General features: G+C 69.1%; 8 protein-coding genes. 3 read left to right on the top strand and 5 right to left on the bottom strand.

Features of this window, described 5'->3' with window-relative positions; genetic code table 11:
• Positions 1 to 14: 14 nt before the first annotated feature.
• The 4 genes from VFZ09_RS34320 to VFZ09_RS34305 all read right to left on the bottom strand — a co-directional run bounded on the left by VFZ09_RS34320 (position 15) and on the right by VFZ09_RS34305 (position 8,933).
• Positions 15 to 7,070 (bottom strand): non-ribosomal peptide synthetase, encoded by a 7,056-nt coding sequence (locus VFZ09_RS34320; protein ID WP_329731963.1) that lies wholly within the window; start codon positions 7,068 to 7,070, stop codon positions 15 to 17.
• The gene (locus tag VFZ09_RS34315) at positions 7,067 to 8,125 is read right to left on the bottom strand and encodes a hypothetical protein (protein ID WP_329731962.1); all 1,059 of its coding nucleotides are present in this window, start codon (positions 8,123 to 8,125) and stop codon (positions 7,067 to 7,069) included. The genes VFZ09_RS34320 and VFZ09_RS34315 overlap by 4 nt, the downstream gene beginning before the upstream one ends.
• 243 nt (positions 8,126 to 8,368) lie before the next feature.
• A complete protein-coding gene (locus tag VFZ09_RS34310) occupies positions 8,369 to 8,551 on the bottom strand; it encodes a hypothetical protein (RefSeq protein WP_329731961.1) in 183 nt (60 codons plus the stop codon).
• Between the two features lie 70 nt (positions 8,552 to 8,621).
• A complete protein-coding gene (locus VFZ09_RS34305) occupies positions 8,622 to 8,933 on the bottom strand; it encodes a hypothetical protein (protein ID WP_329731960.1) in 312 nt (103 codons plus the stop codon).
• 156 nt (positions 8,934 to 9,089) lie between these two features.
• Here VFZ09_RS34305 and VFZ09_RS34300 point away from each other — a divergent pair, with 156 nt between their 5' ends.
• The 3 genes from VFZ09_RS34300 to VFZ09_RS34290 are packed head-to-tail and all read left to right on the top strand — an operon-like array spanning position 9,090 to position 14,092.
• Positions 9,090 to 10,931, top strand: a complete 1,842-nt coding sequence (locus tag VFZ09_RS34300; RefSeq protein WP_329731959.1) for a B12-binding domain-containing radical SAM protein — start codon at positions 9,090 to 9,092, stop codon at positions 10,929 to 10,931.
• 18 nt (positions 10,932 to 10,949) lie between these two features.
• Positions 10,950 to 12,530 carry an MBL fold metallo-hydrolase gene (locus VFZ09_RS34295; RefSeq protein WP_329731958.1) on the top strand — a complete coding sequence of 527 codons (1,581 nt, stop codon included), beginning with the start codon at positions 10,950 to 10,952 and terminating at the stop codon, positions 12,528 to 12,530.
• Positions 12,527 to 14,092, top strand: a complete 1,566-nt coding sequence (locus VFZ09_RS34290; protein ID WP_329731957.1) for an NAD(P)-binding domain-containing protein — start codon at positions 12,527 to 12,529, stop codon at positions 14,090 to 14,092. Before VFZ09_RS34295 ends, VFZ09_RS34290 begins: the two co-directional genes overlap by 4 nt.
• Here the strand turns inward: VFZ09_RS34290 and VFZ09_RS34285 are convergent.
• Entirely contained in the window at positions 14,073 to 14,534 is a 462-nt protein-coding gene (locus VFZ09_RS34285) for a GNAT family N-acetyltransferase (RefSeq protein ID WP_329731956.1), read from the bottom strand. The two genes, VFZ09_RS34290 and VFZ09_RS34285, sit on opposite strands and share 20 nt — an antisense overlap.
• Positions 14,535 to 14,641 lie beyond the last annotated feature (107 nt).

The following is a 14,641-nucleotide window of genomic DNA, read 5'->3' as shown; positions in this document are numbered from 1 at the left end:
GGCGCCCTCCTGGCTCATAGTGCGTAGCGGGTGGTGCGCCGCGTGGGCTTCGCCGCCCGGTCCCCAGCATCGAGCTGAAGCGCGGACAACGGAACCCCCTCATTCGCGGTCACCTGGTCGACGATGGCCGGCAACCAGGACGCCACCACATCCAGGGTGGCGCGCGAGAACAGGGCCGTATCGTAGGCGATCTCCAACACGATCTGCTCTCCGGCCTCGTGCGCGTAGATCCACAGGTCGTCGTTGACGTGGACCTCGGGCGGCCGGACATCCAGCGCCTTCACCACGCCGGGCAGCCCGGACTCGACGAACGAGCCTTCCCAGGTGAAGCCCACGTCGTACAGGGGCGAGCGGCCCGGACGGCGCCGGGGAGCCAGCTCCTCGACGATGCGATCGAAGGGGTAGTCCTGATGCTCGTAGGCCTCGATGCAGCGGGCGCGCACGGTGGCGAGCAGCCGATCGAAGCCCGCGTCCGGGTCCACCTCGAGCCGCAGCGGCACGGCGTTGACGTAGCAGCCGATCTGTTCCTCCAGATCGAGCCGGCTCCGTCCCGCGATGGGGAAGCCGAGGACCATGTCGCGCTGGCCGCTCATCCGCTGCATGAGCGTGGTGAAGACGGCGTAGAGCGCCATGAAGCGGCTGGTGTCGTGCCTGCGAGCCAGCGCGTTCAGCGCGCCCGCCTGCTTCCCATCCAGCACCACGCGGACGAGCCCGCCCTGGCGGGAACGGATGGGCGGACGGGGGAAGTCCGTGGGCAGTTCCAGGACCGGCAGCTCTCCGGAGAGCCGCTCGCGCCAGTACCGCCGGGCACTCTCGCCCTCGGGGCCCGCCACCCAGCGCGCCTCGTCCGCGACGAAGTCCTTGTACTGGATGCGCAGGGGCGGCAGCTCCGGCGCCCTGCCCTCGCGCAGCGCGCGGTACGCCCCCAGCCACTCACCCATGAGCAGGCCGATGGACCACTCGTCCGCGATGATGTGGTGGACCGTCATCGTCAGCACCGCGCTGCCCTCGGCGTAGCGCAGGAGCCGGACCTTCATGAGCGGCCACACATCCAGCGCGAACGCGACCCGCGCGCCCTTCTGGATCTCCGCCTCCAGCTCGGCCGGCTGGGGAGACCCGGGGAGCTCCACCCGCTCGATGCGCAGGTGCACTCCCTCCAGCACGCGCTGGCGCGGCGCCCCGTCCACGGCGAGGAACACGGTGCGCAGCGACTCGTGGCGCGCCACCACCAGGTTCAGCGCGCGCTCGAGCAGCTCCGCGTCGGGAGCCTCGGGGAAAGCGAAGGCGTCCGTGATGTTGAAGGCCTCGCCGCTGGTCGCGGTGGCCGCCGCGGTGTAGACGCGGCGCTGCGCGTGCGAGAGCGGATGGTGCTCGGCCACCGGTACCGGCTCGAGCTGGCTCCGGGGCCGGCCGCCCAGCACTGAAATCCGCTCGGCGAGCTGCCGCACCGTGGGGCGCTCGAAGACGTCGCGCACCGAGAAGGCCACGCCCAACTCCGAGCGGATGGACGCCGCCAAGCGCGTGGCCATCAGGCTGTGCCCGCCCACCTCGAAGAAGTTGTCATCGAGGCTCACCAGCGGCTCGCCGACCACGGACTCCCACAGCTGCGCCAGGCGCTCCTGGAGGGGCGTGCGGGGCTCGCGCGGCGCATCGCTCCCCTGCTCCGCCGGGCGCGGATCCGGCAGGGCCCGCCGATCGAGCTTCCCGTTGGCGTTGCGAGGCAGCGCGTCCACGCGAACGATGTGGGCCGGAATCATGTAGGCCGGTAGCCGGGAGCGCAGGTGCTGGTTCAACTTGGGCACGTCGATCGGCCCACGGTGGATGACGTAGGCCACCAGCTCCAGCTCCTCGCGGCCCGGAGCCTTCCGGGCCACCACGGCGGCCTGCTCGACGTCCGGGTGCTCCTGGAGCACCACTTCGATCTCTCCGGGCTCCACGCGGCTCCCGCGGATCTTCACCTGCGAGTCCGCGCGGCCGACGAACTCCAGGTTGCCATCCGAGAGATAGCGCCCCAGATCGCCCGTCCGGTACATGAGCTCGCCGGGCCGCTGCGGGTGCGGGACGAAGCGCTCCTGCGTCAGGCGCGGGTCTCCCACGTAGCCACGGGCCAGGCAGTTGCCGCTGATGCAGATCTCGCCCACCACGCCGATGGGCAGCAGCCGGCCCTCCTCGTCGAGCACGTCCACCCGGTGCGACCAGATGGGCTTGCCGATGAGCACCTCGGCCTCGGGCTCGGTGAGCTCGAAGATGGTGGTGCCGACGCTGGCCTCGGCGGGGCCGTACTCGTTGTACAGCGGCACGCCCGGCAGCTTGCGGAAGTGATCCCTCACCAGCGTGCGAGGCAACCGCTCTCCCGCGAGCGCCACCTGCTTGAGCGTGCGCAGCTCCGCCTCGTGCTCCTGCAGCAGCGGCTGGTAAAGGGTGGGCACCATCATGATGTGCGTCACGCCGTGCCGGGCGATCAGCGCCGCCATGTTGTCCAGGTCCAACCGCCGCTCGTGCTCCAGGACGACGAGCGCCGCGCCGCCGATCAGCGTGGAGAAGAAGTCATTCACCGCGCTGTCGAAGTACACGGCGGGGATCTGCAGGATGCGGTGGTCCGGGCCGAACTTGTAGTAGTCCGCGCGCCAGCACACCGTGCGCTGCACCTTGCGGTGCTCGATCATCGCGCCCTTCGGGCGGCCGGTGGAGCCCGAGGTGTACATGTGGTACGCGAGGTGGCTCGGCGAGGCGATGGGTCCCGGGTTGCGCTCCTGCTCGGGGGTGCCCGTGGCGTAGAGCTCGCTGGCGGCCAGCACGGGGGCCTGGGTGAGCGACTGCAGCCGCTCCACCTTGGGCGCGTCGGTGAGGACGGCGCGCACGCGGGCTTCCGAGAAGATGTACCGCAGCCGCTCGTCCGGGGCCTCCGGGTCGAGGGGCAGGTACGCCGCGCCCGTCTTGATCGCCGCGAGCACGGCCACCACCTGCCACTCCGAGCGATCCAGCAGGACGGCGACCACCTCGTCGGGGACGATCTCCACCCGGGCGCGAACCTGGTGGGCCACGCGGTTGGCGTGGGCGTTGAGCTCGGCGAAGCTCAGGGAGAGGTCCTTGTAGAGCACGGCCACGGCGTCCGGCAGCTCGGCCACCTTCCGCTCGAAGAGCTCCACCAGCGTCGAGTCCGGATCCGGCGGACCCTCTTCCTTGTTGAAGTCCTCCAGCAGCCGCTTGCGCTCGGCGGGGGAGCTCAGCTCGAGCCGTCCCACGGCCGTGTCGGGCGCGTTCACCGCCTCTTCCAGGAGCTGCAGCAACTGCTCGCCGAACGTCTCCACCGTCGCCCGGCGGAACAGGTCGGCGCTGTAGCCGATGCGGATGTCCAGCGAGGCCTCACGCTCCATGAAGCTGAAGCTGAGGTCGAAGAGGTCCATCAGGTCATCGGCGGGCTCCAGGTGCCGGGGCCTCGGGCTGGAGGCGGACGGCTGCCAGCCGGCGAGCGGATCATCGATGAGCATCTCCACCACGACATCGGTGAAGGGATGACGGCCCAGGGCGCGCTCGACGCGGCTCTCCTCGACGATGCGGTCGAACGGGTAGTCCTGGTGCTGGTAGGCCTCCAGCGTGGTGCCCCGGACGCGCTGGAGCAGCGAGCGGAGGGACTCGGCCGGCTCGACGTGGCCGCGGAGGATGAGCGTGTTGACGTAGAAGCCGACCTGCGGCTCCAGCTCGGCGCGGGAGCGGCCGGCCACCGGGACGGCGACCAGGACGTCATCGGTGCCAGCGTGGCGGGCGAGCAGCACTTCCACCAGGGCCAGCAGGGCCATGAACGTGGTGAGGCCCTCTTCCCGGCACAGCGCGCGCAGGCCGGAGAGGAGCGTGTCGGGGACGGAGAACGTCCGGGCGCCAGAGCGGAAGCTGCGCTGCTCCGGGCGCGGGAAGTCCGTCCGCAGCGGCAGCACCGGCACCGGAGGAGCCAGCCGCTCCAGCCAGTAGCGCCGGTGGTTCTCCGCCAGGGCGCTCTCGAGGTACGCGTCCTGCCAGGCCACGTAGTCGCGGTACTGGATGGGCAGCGGAGCCAGCGCCGCGGTCTCACCGCGCACGGCCGCCGCGTAGAGCTCCATCAGCTCGCGGCAGATGATCGCACTGGACCAGCCATCGCTGATGATGTGGTGCGTGGCCACGATCAGGGCGTGGTCGTCCGCCGAGAAGCGCAGCACCGTGAGCCGGATGAGAGGCCCCTTCTCCAGATCGAAGGGCCGCTGCGCGTCCGCCGCCAGCGCCTTCAGCACCAGGCCATCGCGCTCGGCCACCGGGGCCGCCGAGTGCTCGAGCACCTCGAAAGCCGGAGGCAACGACGCACGGACCACCTGCCGGGGCTCGCCGTCGATGACGGCGAAGACGGTGCGCAGGGACTCATGGCGCGCCGTCAGCGCTTCCAGCGCGCGCCGCAACAGGGGCACCTGCAGCGGCCCGTCGAGCCGGTAGCCCTCCGCCATGTTGTAGGCAAGGTGCGCCTGGGGCTCGAGCTGCGAGAGCATGAAGATCCGGCGCTGCCCGTAGGACACCGGGTACGACGGCGCGTCCGGCGTGCGCTGGAGCTGCGCCACCTTCTGCCCCTGACGCCCGGCCAGCGCCGCCGCGAGGGACTCCACGGTCGGGTGCTGGAAGATCTCCCGGAAGCCCACCTCCAGGCCCAGCCGCTCGTAGACGGCGGAGAGCAGCCGGGCCAACTTGAGGCTGTGGCCGCCCAGCTCGAAGAAGTCATCGGTGATGCCGGCCTCCTCCGTGCCGAGGACCGCCTGCCACAGCGGCAGCAGCCCGCGCTCCAGCTCGGTCCGAGGCGGCACCACCGTCCGGCGGCTCGGCTGCTCCGGCAGACGCTCCCGGTCCACCTTCCCGCTCGGCGTGAGCGGCCAGCGGGCCAGCCAGATGAGCCGGGCCGGCACCATGAACTCGGGCAGCAGCCCCTTCAGGTACTGGCGCAGCGCACCCAGCTCCAGCTCGCGCGGTCCCACGTAGTGGGCCACCAGCTCCGGCTCGCCGCCGACGCCCTCGCGCACGCTGGCGATGGCCTCCTGAACGCCCGGGTGCCGGGCCAGGGCCTTCTCCAGCTCGCCCAGCTCCACGCGGTTGCCGCGGACCTTGAGCTGCCCATCCCGGCGGCCGAGGAACTCGATCTCCCCGTCCGGCCGCCAGCGTCCCAGATCTCCCGTGCGGTACATCCGCCCGCCCGGAGAGAACGGATCCGCGAGGAAGCGCTCGGCGGTCAGGGCCTCGCGGCGCAGGTAACCCCGGCCCACGCCGGGTCCGCCGATGTACAGCTCGCCCACCACGCCCACCGGCACGGGAGCGAGGTGCTCGTCGAGGATGTAGACCGGCGTGCCGGGCTGGGGCCGCCCGATGGGGACGGGATCCTCGAGCATCTCCTCGGTGGAGACATGGCGGATCACATCGATGGCCGTCTCCGTGGGCCCGTAGAGGTTCACGAACCGCTCGAACCCGAGCATGGCCCGGGACCGGTTCACCAGGCTCGCCGGGACGCGATCGCCGCCGAGGATGATGGTGCGCAGCGGCACGGGCCGCACACAGCCCGGCTCGGCCAGCACGGCCGCCAGGAAGGGCGGCACGCAGTTGATGGTGTTGATCTCATGCCGCGCCAGCCGCTGCCAGAACACGCGCGGATCGTTCTTCTCCTCGTCATCCAGCAGCAGCAGCGCGCCGCCGGCCCAGAGGGTGACGAAGATCTGGTAGACGGACGAGTCGAACGAGAAGGCGCCCAGCAGCGGGATGCGCAGCGACTCGTCGAAGCCCAGGTCCACCGCCGTGACGACGATCTTGTAGACCAGCGAGTCGTGCTGGAGCAGGACGCCCTTCGGCTCGCCGGTGGAGCCCGAGGTGTAGATGACCAGGGCCAGCTCACTGCCCGCCCGCTCACGCCGCGGTGGAGCCGGAGCACGTGGCGCCCCGAGCGTCCGCGCATCCACGACGCGGCACCCCTCCGGCACGAAGCGCAGCCCGGCCGGATCGCGATTGGTGAGGAGCAGGCGCGAACCGCTGTCGCGGAGCATGAAGCCCAGGCGCTCCTCGGGGAAGGAAGGATCCAGTGGCAGGTACGCGGCGCCGGCCTTGAGCACCGCGAGCACCGACACGATCATCTCCACCGAGCGATCCATCACGAGCGCGACGATCTCCTCGCGCCCGGAGCCGAGCCACTCGCGCACCTGATGCGCCAGGGTATTGGCCCGCTCGTCCAGCTCCCGGTAGCTGACCCGCTCGTCGTGGTACAGCAGCGCGGTGCGCTCCGGGCTCAACCGGGCGCGCCGCTCCACCAGCTCGGCCAGGTTCGGGATCGAGGCCTCCGCCGGCACGGGCCGGGGAGCATCGAAGAGACCCCGCAACAACGCCTCGCGCTCCGCGGTCTCCAGCAACTCGATTCCCGCGAGCCGCTGCTCCGGCCCGCGAAGCACGGCGCGCAGGGCATTCAGGAAGTGCCGCCCGAGCTGGGGCACCAGGGCCCGCTCGCGCAGGTTCGCGTCGTACCGCACGCGCAGCGACAACCCCTCACCGCGACGCTCCACGCGGAAGAGCAGCCGCGCCCGCTCCATCGCGCTGGCACCGCCCCCCGCACCATCCTCCAGTCCGATCTGGAGGAGCGCCTCCGGCTCACCCCACCGCAGCGCACGGAACTTCTCGAGGAACGGCTCCACCTCCACCAGCGCGCGCCCCTCTAACTCCGCCACTTCGGCGGCGAGGCTCGCGAGCAGCTCCCCGACACGCGCCTGTCCCCCCGCCCCCGGCGCGGCCTTCAAGAAGCGCAGCCCCCCGCCCTGCGCGGGCGCGGAGATGACGGTGTCCAACCGTCCCGTGTAACGCAGGAGGAGCACGCGCAGGGCCGCGGCCAGCAGGAGGAACCGGCCCGTGGGCGAGCCGGCCGACACCTGCTCCAGGCGCGCCGCCAGGGCGGGCTCCCCTTCGACGACGTACTCCTGACGAGCTTCCGCGAGCTCGCCTGGGCCGGACTGGAAGAACCGCTCCCCCACCACCCCCGACAACCGCCCCCTCCAGAACTCCTCGGCGAGCTTCGCTGACATCATTTCGCGGGAACCCCTTGGGCGTACTGGTACACGTCCTCGGTCCGGCCGTCGGCGAACTCGACGAGCACGTCCGTCTTCGTGCACACCAGATCGATGTGGAACTGCGTGTGGCCGCCCAGGCCCAGTCCGAAGTGGACGCCGGGGTAGCGCTCGTTGGCGGCGAAGTTCTCGGCGCGCAGCGCCTTGCACTGCAGGCTCGTCCCGAAGCCGATCTCGTGGATCTTCCGGTAGAGCGGCTCACGCTCGAGGAACTGCGTCAGGGAGCGGCAGAACGCGTCGCCCCCGCCCGCGGGGTGCACGCCCACGATCTCCCCGCCGCGCACGTCCACGAGCGCCGGCTGATCGCGCATGGCCGCGAGCGAGTCGTACGTCTTCATGGTCTCCTCCAGCGCCACGGTACGCGAGCCGCGGTGCACGATGGGCTGCCCCTCCAGGAGGATCTGCCCGTCCAGCGGGAAGCGCGACACGGCGTCGAACTCGCCCGAGCCGTTGAGCAGCATGCTCAGCTCGCCGGTGGGGGCCACCACCTGCTGGCCAAAGGACAGCGCGCCGTGCAGCGAGAACCAGTGCTGCAGCTGCTGGTAGTCCAGCGTGGCCTCGGCCTTCGGAGACGCGGAGCGGAACAGGATGCGCTTGCCCCCGTCCAGCTTCTCCAGGAAGGAGCGCTCGATCTCCAGCTCCTGCTGATAGTCGGTGTCGCGGACGATGGCGAGGGTGCGCGCCAGGGCATCCACCGTGAACGGCGAGGAGAAGCTCGACAGGGCGGCCAGCTTGATGCCCTTCAGCTCGTCATTCGAGTAGTGCTCGAACTCGTCGTCGGCGATCCACACCACGCTCGCCTTGCGGCCCGCGCGCCGCAGGTCCTCGAAGCGGGCGAGCAGGGCGGAGCGCGAGTGGGCGCCTTCCCAGGACTGCTCGGCCAGCTCGACGCCATTGTCCCGTTCCACCTGCAGGCGCTCACGCACCCGTGGAGACGTCACCAACAGGAAGACATCTCCAAATTCCTTCCCGAAAACTCCGGCGAAATCCGACGGGCGGATGCGGCAGCTCTGCATGTTTGAACCCTCTTGAAAGAACTGCCCCAACCGCTTTTGAGGACGGAAGGAGCAGTCGCAACGCGTAGGCAGTCAGAGAGACGACTAGCCCTGGAGCTTGTCGTAGTGACCGTTGCGGGTGACGCGGGCGGAGATCGGCTTCTGCTCCGTCTGCGCCGGCACCTGCTGGGTCTGGGTCTGCGTCTGGGTCTGGTTCATCGTCGACTCCAATTCAGAAAGGGGTTGGGGTTGGGTGGTTGCTGACTACTTGAGCATGTCCACGATGCCCGCGACGGCGGGGATCTCCTGCACCTTCTGCTCCAGGTACTGCACGCGCGACACGGACTGCTCCATCGCGCCCTGGACGAAGTTGCGGGCCTGCTCGACGGCCGAGCCACTCGGGATGGCCGGGTTGACCACGAGGTTCACCAGCTGAGCCAGAATCATCGTTACCTCACGTGTGTGTACTGCGTTTGACTGCAACAACGCACGACCGCACTACGCACTGCACTTGAGATCAGGGCTGCTGCTGGCCGCTGCTCGCGATCGCGAGCAACAACGCGTTCGCGGCTTGAGGGGCCTTCCTGTTCAACTCGAGATGGGCCGCCAGATCCACCAGGCCGCCAATCGCGTGGCGCTTCTCCGAGGCGGGGAGCTGCATGAGCGCGCGGCGGATCTGCGTCAGGGCGGCCTCGGGGAACATCAACGCTCCCTGCACCTCCGTGATCTGCAGACTCGCTTCGGCCACGAGCGGATGGGCCTTGAGCGCGCCCGCACTTTGGGTGTCCTGAGGCTTCACTTCCGGAGAGGGCGTCGAAGGAAGAGTCATGGTGGGGGCACCGGGAACGAATGAAGCCCAGGTTACACCAGTCATCTGGCCGGTGTATACAGGCAAAGGGTTGAAAAGCGGAAAAACCCCACTGGCGGGATTTCCATGTCTCCCGCTAGAATGCCGCGCCATCCCCCCTGCCTTCGGAGCCTCGAGATGACACAGCGGAAGATCTATTTCTGCGGAGTGAATCGGGCCGTCCACCTGCCACTCGTGTGGGGCTGCCTCCGGGCCTACGCCGAGACGATTCCAGCCATCCGGGAGAACTACAGCTTCGAGGAGCCGTTCTTCTTCATGGCGCAGCGGGACACGCTCCTGGACTCGCTGCGGGAGCCGTACGTCTTCCTCATCTCCTGCTACATCTGGAACATCCGCAAGAACCTCGAGATCGCGCGGCAGGTGAAGGAGCGCTATCCCAACGCGATCATCGTGGCGGGAGGGCCGCAGGTCCCCGACAAGCCCGAGGGGCTCTTCGCGGAGGCGCCCTATCTGGACTTCGCCATCCACAACGAGGGGGAGATTCCCCTGTCGCAGCTGCTGCTGGAGCTGCTGAAGGATCAGCCGGACTACGCGAAGGTGTCCGCGCTCTCGTGGCGCGGTCCGGACGGGCAGGTGCGCACCAATGCCATGAAGGACCGGCTGCCCATGGAGATCACCGTGCCGAGCCCCTACCTGGAGGGGTACTTCGAGCACTCCATCGAGTCGGCGCGCGCGGCGGGGTTGGATCCCATCGTGCTGTGGGAGACGAACCGCGGCTGCCCCTACAGCTGCACCTTCTGTGACTGGGGCTCGGCGAACATGACCAAGCTCCGGCGCTTCCCCATCGAGCGGCTCAGCCGGGAGATCGACTACTTCTCCCAGAAGCGCATCCGGGCCATCCTCGGTTGCGACTCCAACTTCGGCATCCTGCCGCGGGATCTGGATCTCACGCGCCAGCTCGTCGCGCGCAAGCTCGTCTCGGGCTACCCCTCGCGCTTCATCACCAGCTACGCCAAGAACGCGAACGACCGGGTGGTGGACATCAGCAAGCTGCTCGTCCAGGCGGAGATGGCCAACGGCACCATCCTCGCCATGCAGAGCACCACCACCGAGGTGCTCGAGGCGGTGCGCCGCTCCAACATCCCCTTCGAGGGCTACCGGAAGATGAGCCAGCGCCTCAAGGACGAGGGCGTGCGCACCTATACGGAGATGATCGTCGGCCTGCCCCGCGAGACGCGGCAGTCGTGGGTGACGGGCATGTGCAAGGCCCTGGAGGCCGGCATCCACGACGACGTGATGGTCTACGAGTGCGTGCTCCTGCCCAACTCGCAATTGGGAGATGCCGCCTCGCGCGAGAAGTACGGGCTGAAGACGATGATCCGCCCCTACCTGGCGGATGACATGGAGCGGGTCGAGGTGGTCATCGGCACCAACACGATGTCCACGGAGGACTGGCTGTACTGCTGGATGTTCAGCATCATCGTGCAGGGCCTGCACAACCTGGGGCTCACGCGCTACCTCGCCATGTTCCTGCACCGCGAGGGCGTCCTCTCCTACGAGAACCTCTACCGCCCGCTGATGGAGGAGGCGCTCGCGAACCCGGAGAGCCCGCTGGGCCGCCCGCTGCACCGCATCCGCCAGCTGCTGCTCGACTACCTCGCGGACAGCCGCATGCCCATGGAGGACAAGCTCCTGACGCAGCAGGACATGATCGACTTCGCCCGGCGCGTGATGCCCTCCAAGCCCGCCTGGCTGCTGCACGAGTGGTGGTGGGTCAATGTCATTCAGGACCAGGAGTCGCTCTTCGCTCAACTGCGGGCGAACCTGGCCGCTCGCGTGCCAGCGAGTGCCGCGCTCGAGAGCGCGCTGCGGTTCCAGCAGGACATGGCCGCGATCATGCTCCGGGGCACGATGCCGGACACGGTGCCCACCTACCCGTACAACTGGATGGAGTACTTCGAGGACGAGAAGATCCCACTGCGGGAAGCCGGGGCTCCGGTGCAGGTCGCCGTCGCGTAGTAGGATGCGCCATCCCCCATGGAACGGCTCTACCTGCGGCAGGACATCATCGCCCAACCGCTCGTGCTGCGCTGGCAGGCGTGGCCCCAGCTGCTCTTCCCGCCCACGGCGGCGCTGAACGTGGTGGGGCGCCACCTGAAGATCATGCGCTCGTTCGTGCAGGCGCCTCAGGCCCACGAGGCGGCGTGCCGCAACCCCGCGCTGCGCAGCGGACCCTTCCTGGACGCGCCCGCCGCGCGCAAGGAGGAGATCCGCGCGCTCATCGAGGAGACGGAGCGCCGCCAGCGAGGGCTGCTGGAGCTCACCCAGGCCATGGCGGCCCTGGACAAGCTGCTCCTGGACGAGGCCCGGGGGCGCTCCCTGGAGCCACTCTATGCCCGCGTGCCCGAGCAGCTCCGGGGCTACGTGGAGCTGGTCTACGACACGCGCAACCGTCCCTCCGTGCGCTTCCTGGAGCCGCTGCTCTACCGCGGGCCGGCGTATGACACATCCGTCCAGGGCTTCGCGCTCTTCCCCGAGGCGAAGGACGCGCGCCGCTTCATGCTGAGCACGCCGCTGCTGCCGCAGGAGGGGCAGGTGGAGCTCGCCCTGCCCTTCGACGCTCCGGCGATCGACGCGCTGGTGCGGATGAAGGACGAGCCGGGCTCGCGGGAGGAGCTCGAGGAGCGCCTGCGGGTGCCCGCGCACCAGCGGGAGCTCTTCCGGACCTTCTTCACGCCGGAGGCGCCACCGAAACCCGACCCGGTGCCCGCGGGCCGCGTCCGCGTCCGGTACTTCGGCCATGCGTGCATCCTGGTGGAGACGGGGGAGACCTCCGTCCTCGTGGATCCGGTGCTGCGCCACGGGGCGCCCGGCGAGGACTCCTTCACCTTCTCGAGCCTGCCCGCGCGCGTGGACCACGTGGTCCTCACGCACGCGCACTCGGATCACACGGCCCTGGAGACGCTGATCGCCCTCCGGGGGCGGACGGGCACCGTGCACGTGCCTCCCGGGGGGGGCTCCCTGCAGGATCCGGGGCTCAAGCCCATGCTGGAGCGCCTGGGCTTCCGGGACGTGCGCGAGCTGGGAATGCTGTCACCGCAGCAGCTTGGCCCCGGCGTCACGCTCACGGGCCTGCCCTTCCTGGGCGAGCACTCGGACCTGGACATCCGCGCCAAGCACGTGGTGCTGCTCGAGGCGCTCGGGCACCGGATGATGTTCGCCACGGACGCGCGCAACGTGGAGCCGCGCATGTTCGAGCATGTCCACCGCCTCATCGGTGACGTGCGGACGCTGTTCGTGGGGCTCGAGTGCGAGGGCGCGCCGCTCTCCTGGCTGTACGGCCCCCTGATGCCGGAAGCGCCGGAGCGCACGGCGGATCAGGGCCGGCGCCTCAATGGTTCCACCAGCGACATGGCCATGCAGCTGGTGCGCCTCTTCGGTGTCAAGGAGGCCTTCGTCTACGCGCTGGGCCTGGAGCCCTGGCTCACGCCCGTCACGGGCGGCGCGCATGGCGAGCATTCACTTCCCGTCGTGGAAACACGCCGTTTCGTCGAAACCTGCCGGGCCGAGGGCATCCCCTCGGAGCGGCTCTTCCTCAGCAAAGAGATCGTCCTATGAGCACACACGCCAGGCAGGTGGATTACGTCATCATCGGCGCGGGACCCGGAGGGCTCCAGCTCGGCTACTACCTGCAGAAGCACGGGCGGGACTACGTCATCCTCGAGAAGGGGAACACGCCGGGACACTTCTTCACCCGCTTCCCGCGGCACCGGAAGCTGATCTCCATCAACAAGGTCTACACGGGCTTCGAGGATGCGGAGATCAACCTGCGCTGGGACTGGAACTCGCTGCTGGCGGACGGGGACTGCGCCACCTACAAGGAGTTCAGCAAGGAGTACTTCCCGCCCGCGGACAGCATGGTGAGCTACTGCGCGGACTACGCCCGGAAGCACCAGCTGCGCGTGGAGTGCAACGCCGAGGTCCGCCGCATCCGCCGCGACGAGGAGGGCTTCCTCATCCAGCTGGCGGATCGCGAGCTGAGGGCGAAGCGGGTCATCATGGCCACGGGACGCTCCGCGGCGCAGAACCCCGACGTGCCCGGGGCCGAGCACATCGAGTCCTATGACGACGTCTCGGTGAACCCCGACGACTTCATCAACCAGCGGGTGCTCATCCTCGGCAAGGGCAACTCGGCCTTCGAGACGGCGGACAACCTGGTGGGCGTCACGGCCTCCATCCACATGCTGAGCCCCAACCCCGTCCGCATGGCGTGGAAGACGCACTACGTGGGCGACCTGCGGGCGGTGAACAACAACCTGCTGGACACCTACCAGCTCAAGTCCCAGAACACGATCATCGACGCCCACCTGCAGAGCATCGAGCGGCTGCCGGATGGGATGCTCCACGTGAAGTTCAAGTACACCCACGCCCACGGCCAGGAGTGGGAGCTGAAGGTGCACCGGATCATCGCGTGCATCGGCTTCGGCATCGACCGTTCCCTCTTCGATCCCGAGACGTGCCTGCCCGAGCTGAACTACAACAAGCGCTTCCCGAGCGTCACGTCGAGCTGGGAGTCCACCAACGTCAAGGATCTCTTCTTCGCGGGCGCGCTGATGCACGGGCGCGACTACCGCAAGGGCTTCTCGGGCTTCATCCACGGCTTCCGCTACAGCGTCGAGTGCCTGAGCCGCCTGCTGGAGCAGAAGTACGAGGGGACGCCGCTGGAGACGAAGGAGCTGCCCGGCGGGGTGAAGGGCCTGTCCCAGTACATCCTGGATCGCGTCAACCGGTGCTCGTCGCTCTTCCAGCAGCCCGGCTACCTGGCGGACACGCTGCTGCTCGAGTCGCCGGAGCGCACGCGCGTGTACCGGGATCTGCCGGTGGATTACGTGGCGGAGCAGCAGAACCTGGGGCCCCAGGAGCGGCTGATGCTCACCCTGGAGTACGGGAAGATCGCTCCGGAAGAGGACCCGTTCAACATCACCCGCGTCCCCGACGACGGCACGGTCAGCCGGTTCATCCACCCCGTGCTCCGCCACTACCGCGGCGGCACCGTGGTGGCCGAGTACCACGTGCCGGAGGACCTGGAGAACAACTGGAACAAGCCCATGTACGTGCAGCCGCTGGAGCGGTTCCTCGAGTCGGTCATCTCCCGCCAGGTCAAAGAATCCGCCGCATGAAGAGCGTGCCGGGGATGGGGCTGGGGTAGTACGGCTCCGTCCGCTCGAAGCCGAGCGAGAGGTACAGCCCGGCCGCGGCCTCCATGAAGGGCAGCGTGTCGAGCACCATCTCCGTGTAGCCGCACGCGCGGGCGTGCCGCATGACCGCCAGCGTCAACTGGCGCCCCAAGCCCTGCCCGCGGTACCCGGGCCGGGTGTAGAGGCGCTTCATCTCGCACGTCTTCCCGTCCCATCTGCGCATCGCGACACAACCGGCGGCGCGCTCCGGGTCCATCGCCAGCAGGAAGCACCCCCCGGGGGGCGTGTAGTCCCCGGGGAACAGCTCGAGCTCCCGGTCGATCCGCTGGAAGCCGAGATCGATGGGAAGCGAGCGCACGTACTCGACGAGGAGCGCACGCGCGAGCTCGAGCTGTGGGGGGAGGAGCGCCTGGATGATTTCCACGGGGGACCCTGCGGCTACTCAACCATCCGCTGCTGCCCGAGGCAACGCACGGATCCACTGGAAGACATTCCCCTGGAATCCGGGCTATCCTGTGGTCCCCCATGTCG

The organism is Archangium sp. (assembly GCF_036277355.1).
Taxonomy (GTDB): Bacteria; Myxococcota; Myxococcia; order Myxococcales; family Myxococcaceae; genus Archangium.
The sequence above is the reverse complement of the archived record's forward strand: the minus strand, read 5'-3'. Positions and strand labels throughout refer to the sequence as shown.